At 70.3% G+C, this 5,100-nt stretch carries 6 protein-coding genes; all 6 read left to right on the forward strand.

Features of this window, described 5'->3' with window-relative positions; genetic code table 11:
• Positions 1-1,026, forward strand: a 1,026-nt coding sequence (locus tag FOE67_RS16065; RefSeq protein ID WP_182664865.1) for an ABC1 kinase family protein, incomplete at its 5' end; no start/stop codon positions are given.
• Positions 1,027-1,172: 146 nt separating this feature from the next.
• Entirely contained in the window at positions 1,173-1,484 is a 312-nt protein-coding gene (locus FOE67_RS16070; RefSeq protein WP_182664867.1) for a hypothetical protein, read from the forward strand.
• A gap of 68 nt (positions 1,485-1,552) precedes the next feature.
• Positions 1,553-2,140 carry a hypothetical protein gene (locus tag FOE67_RS16075; protein WP_182664869.1) on the forward strand — a complete coding sequence of 196 codons (588 nt, stop codon included), beginning with the start codon at positions 1,553-1,555 and terminating at the stop codon, positions 2,138-2,140.
• A complete protein-coding gene (locus tag FOE67_RS16080) occupies positions 2,134-3,057 on the forward strand; it encodes a hypothetical protein (protein WP_182664871.1) in 924 nt (307 codons plus the stop codon). Before FOE67_RS16075 ends, FOE67_RS16080 begins: the two co-directional genes overlap by 7 nt.
• 270 nt (positions 3,058-3,327) lie before the next feature.
• Entirely contained in the window at positions 3,328-3,810 is a 483-nt protein-coding gene (locus FOE67_RS16085) for a hypothetical protein (RefSeq protein WP_182664872.1), read from the forward strand.
• 254 nt (positions 3,811-4,064) lie between these two features.
• A partial coding sequence (locus FOE67_RS16090; protein ID WP_182664874.1) for a DNA topoisomerase IB occupies positions 4,065-5,100 on the forward strand: 1,036 nt, incomplete at its 3' end.

The raw sequence follows: 5,100 nt of genomic DNA on the forward strand, positions 1-5,100 counted from the left end.
ATAAGAGACAGGGGTACCACCCCCCGCGTGCGCTTCCCCCGGGTCCACCAGGACCTGTGCACCGAACGGGTCCTGGTCGTCGAATGGCTCGATGGGGTCACCCTGAACCGGGCCGACCCCGTCATCGAGGAACGCGGCCTGGACCGCGCGGCGCTCGCCCGCGACCTGCTGGGCTGCCTGCTGGAACAGATCATGACCAAGGGGGTCTTCCACGCCGACCCCCACCCGGGGAACATCCTGGTCCTGGAGGACGGCCGACTGGGCCTGGTGGACTTCGGCTCCGTGGGGCGGATCGACCAGATGCTCCGCTCCAGCCTGCGCAACCTGCTCCTGGCGATCGACCGCAACGATCCGACGGCGATGTCCGACAGCCTGCTGGAACTCGTGGAACGCCCCGACGAGATCGACGAGGAGCGCTTCCAACGCGCGCTGGGCCGCTTCACGGCCCGCCACATGACCGCGGGCACCCCTCCCAGCCACGAGATGTTCACCGACCTCTTCGTGATCGTCTCCCAGTACGGCCTGACCGTGCCGCCCGAGGTGGCCGCGGCCTTCCGCGCCCTGACCACCGTCGAGGGCTCCCTGAACCGGATCATGCCGGGGTTCGACATCGTGCAGGAGGCACGCTCCTTCGCCGCCTCCGAACTCACCCGCAACCTCTCCCCCCGGCACCTGGCCCGGTCGCTGACGGACGAGGCCGCCGCCGTGCTGCCGATGCTGCTCCGCCTGCCGCGCCGGGCGGAGCGCATCAGCAGCGCGCTGGAGCACGGCAGGCTCGGCATCAACGTGCGCCTGCTCGCCGACGAACGGGACCGACGTTTCATCCGGGGCATCGTCCGTGACGTCCTGCTCGCCTTCGTCGGCGGACTGACCGGGGTCCTGGGCATCCTGCTGCTGGCCATCGAGGGCGGCCCCCACGTATCCGACTCCCTGCGGCTGTTCGACATCTTCGGCTACAACATGCTGCTGATCAGTTCGGTGCTGGTGCTGCGGGTGCTCTTCACGATCACCAAACCGGAGCGGTGAGAGCCGATCCGCACACCGGCCGGGCTCGGCCGTCCCGACCACCCCGGGCCCCGACCCGTGACCCCTCGTTTCCGGGTCGACACCCGGCCCCACCGGGCATGATGGGCCTGCCACCCCGTCCGTCGTCCCACCCCGGAAGGCGTCCCATGAGCATGTCGTTCCACGCGGCGCTGATCCGGAGCACCGGGCCCCTCCACCTGTACCGGGTGCTCCACGACGGGGGAGACCGGACCGCCCACCTCGTCCTGGACACCGCAGGCGGGGAAGTCTTCCCCGCCGACGCCGACGGCGTCCGCCGGGGGACACTCGTCCTGTCCCTCGCCGATGGAAACCGCTCCGGCGAACCGGCCGAAGGGGACGGGCCCTTGGGCGACTTCCTCCCGTCCGCCGCACACATTGCCCGGGCATGGATCAACGACGGGACGCCACCGGAGAAGGTGATCCGGTACTTCGGGTGACGTGAGATCACCACAGTTGGGAAGGACGGGATATCAGCCTTCCCGGCCCACCCAGTAGCCTGAGGCGCGTGATGAAACCGACGACTGTGCGTGCCCGTGTCCTCGCAGTTCTTTTGACAGCGGTCGCGTGTCTGACAGCGGGCTGCTCCTCCTCCGGAGAGGAACAGGAGGGGGCGGGGGAGATCATGGGCGCGGAGACAGCCCCACCCGAATCCCCGACCGGTGCCGCCGAAGGCGAGGAGACGGGCACGGAGGAAGCCGATGTCGCGGCTCTGGAACAGCTTTACCGGGACTACTGGAAAGCGCTCATCGCTCTTGAGAACGGCGACGCCCTCGACCCGGGTCTTTTCGAGGGCATCGCCACCCCCGGGGTGACCGAAGAACAGATTTCGCGTGTTCAGCCGATGAAGGATGACGGGATCCGCCGGGAGGGGGAGCCGGCCGTGGACGATCCCGTCGTGGAGTTGATCTCCGATGACTCCGCCCGCATCGAGTCGTGTGTCGATCCGGAGAACTGGACAGCGGTCCGCAACGGCGAGAATCTGCCGATTCAGTCGGCCGGGAAGTCGCCTCGGGTCGTTCTCGCGGAACGCACCTCCGGAACGTGGTTGATCAGTGAGGAGCGTCCCTCGGAAGAGGCGGTACTCACATGCTGAGAGCCGGGCACACCGTGGGGGTCGGAGGCGTCACCGTTCTCCTCGCCGCTGCCCTGCTCTTCGTGGGTGAGGAGCGGGCTTCCGCTCAACTCTGTACCGACGAGGACAAGATCCTCGTCGATCTCGGAGGGGGCAGCGTTGAGTACCGGTGTCTGATCACGGGGCCGGGTGGGGCGGGTGGGCCCGGCACCGGAGGCGGCGGAGCCGCGTCGGCCTGTGATCTGGCTCTGGTGGAGGTGAAAGGGCGCAAGGACGCCTCCACCTCCCGGTTCTGTGAAGGTGTGTACGCCTGCTTCATCAACTTCCCGTCGACTGTGTATCCGGATCCCGAGGACTGGCCGGAAGGACAGCCCACCGAGGACTCGGTGTACACCTATAAAGCGTGCTACGGGCCGGACGGGGCCCGAGCCTACGGCGATTGGGGATGGTTCATCCCGGACGAGCTGTCGCTCGAGCAGCTGGCCTGGCAGGCGTACGGGCGTCTGGTGCTGCCGGAGTTCTCCCTGGCGTTCAATCCCCCCGAACAGACTGTGATCTTCGTCGACACGTGGTGGTGGGCCGAGGGGGCCTCACGTGACCCGCTCCGGGGAACCTCGGCCGGAGGAGTCGTGGCGATCGCCGAGCCCAACCGCATGGAAGTCGACCCGGGAGACGGATCCGGCGTCCTGGGATGTCCGTTTGTGGTGGACGAGTCGGAGGGATGCTCCCACGCCTACACGAAGGCGTCCACGCGGGGAACAGCGGCGGCCGCGAACGGCTCCGCCGCTTACCCGGCTCGCGCCCGATTGCTCTACGACGTGCGGTTCGAGAACAACGGAACTCCTTTGAACCTCGCCGGCCTTCCGGAGACGATCGAGACCGAGTGGGTGGAGACGCCCGTGCCGGTGACCGAAATCCAAGCCGTCGTGGTCGAGTGAAACGACGGGCCACGGAGCGCTGCCGGCGTGTGAGGAGGCCACTCGACGGAGCCCCGGGGTCTGTCGCAAGTGCCTTCCGGGTTTCATCACGCTGCTTCGCGCGGTTCCGTGGACTCGGGCCGGGGCGTTCCGAAACTGCGGCGGTGACGTGGTGCCGGTTTGGTCACCAGCCGTTCGGTCGCTCCCCGCGACCGGACGGGAGTGCCCACCCTCCTTCCCGTCCCCCGAAAACCGCCGGCTCCACCGGGGTGGGACCGGCATCCTGAACCAGTGACGACATTCCGCTGCGGGAGGTGTCGGACGGAGCTGACGGGCCCCGTCCGGCAGGTGCCGCTGCCCGATCCCGAGGATGCCCTCGCGCCCCATCACATGGAGGACGGCCGGGAGTGCCCGCCGCGTATGGCACCCGGCACCTTCGCCGTCGATCCCCGCCCCTACGGGGTGCCCGCCGTGGAAAACCCCGGGCCCGGAAGTCCGGACGGCGTGGGGGAGTGCGTGCCGGTCGATCGGGCCGTCGGCATCGTGCTGTCTCCGGCGGACGTCCGGCATACAAGCCCGAGCCCGATCCGCGTCCGTCGCAGTGGTTGTTGCGGCCCCAGCGGTTCGGACGGCCCCAACCTCGTCTGCGCCGGGTGCGGGACGGAGATCGCCACCGAGGCCGCCGACTGTTGGACCGCGCAGGAGGTCATCCTCCTCGCCACCGCTGTCCGGCCCCACGGGGAAAACCCGGGCGCCGGCACCGGCGGTCGGTGACCTCCCGACAGGAACGCGTCTTTGTCTCCGACTTCGTTTCCAGACGAACCGCACCCGGCCCCGGACCGCCCACCCGGCGGTCCGCCGGATGGGCGGTCCGTCGGCGGGGGCACGTGACATCCTGCCGTGGGACACCGCCGTCACCGCCGCCCCGGGGCTTCACCCATGACCCGTCAGTTCCGGGGAAAACGCCCGGTGACGGGCCCGTCGGATCGGGTCCGGCCGCGCGAACGGGAACGGGAACCGGAGGACCGATGCGTCTGCGCCACACCCGCCCCACCGACCCGGGCTTCACCCGTCGTCGCCACGGGAAGGGCTTCCGGTACCTGGACACCGAGGGCCGCCCCCTGCGCGACCCCGCCCACCTGGAGCGGATCAAGGGCCTGGTCATCCCGCCCGCCTGGCGCGACGTGTGGATCTGCCCCCTGCCCAACGGCCACCTCCAGGCCGTCGGCACCGACGCCGCGGGACGCCGCCAGTACCTCTACCACCCCCGCTTCCGCGCCGAGCAGGAGCGGGCCAAGCACGAGCACGTCCTGGAGGTCGCCGAGGTCCTGCCCCGGCTGCGCGAACGCACCGCAGTGGAGCTGACCGGCCGCGGCCTGCGCCGCGAACGCGTCCTGGCCACCGGCGCGTCCCTCCTCGACCTCGGTTTCTTCCGGATCGGCGGCGACCGCTACGCGAACGAGAACGGCTCCTACGGGCTGACCACCCTGCTGCGCGAGCACGTCGGGATCCGACGCGGAGTGGTCACCTTCAACTACCCCGCCAAGCACGGGCAATGGCAGGAGCAGGCCGTGGCGGCGCCGGAGATCCTGCGGTCGGTCATCGCCCTGAAGCGGCGGCGCTCCGGCGGCGACCGCCTGTTCGCGTACTGGGATCGCCCGGCGTGGCGGAACGTGTCGGGGGAGGAGGTCAACGCCTACCTGCGCGAGGCGGGCGAGGGGGTGGAACTCACCGCCAAGGACTTCCGCACCTGGCACGCCACCGTCCTGGCCGCCGTCGCCCTGGCCGTCTCGCAACCGGTGGCCCGCACCGAGACGGCCCGGCGCCGCGCCATCGGCCGGGCCGTGCGCGAGGTCGCCGCCCACCTCGGCAACACCCCCGCCGTCTGCCGCGCCTCCTACATCAACCCGGCGGTGATCGAACTGTACGAGGAGGGGGTGACCGTCGCCGGCGCACTGGAGGACCTGGGGCGCGGAGTGGGCGAGGGCCTGCCCGCCACCCGGGGCCCGATCGAGAGGGCCGTACTGGAGATGCTGCGCACCTCCCGCCCACCGGGTCCCGCCC

The sequence above is a fragment of the Streptomyces calidiresistens genome (assembly GCF_014141525.1).
Classification (GTDB): domain Bacteria; phylum Actinomycetota; class Actinomycetes; order Streptomycetales; family Streptomycetaceae; genus Streptomyces; species Streptomyces calidiresistens.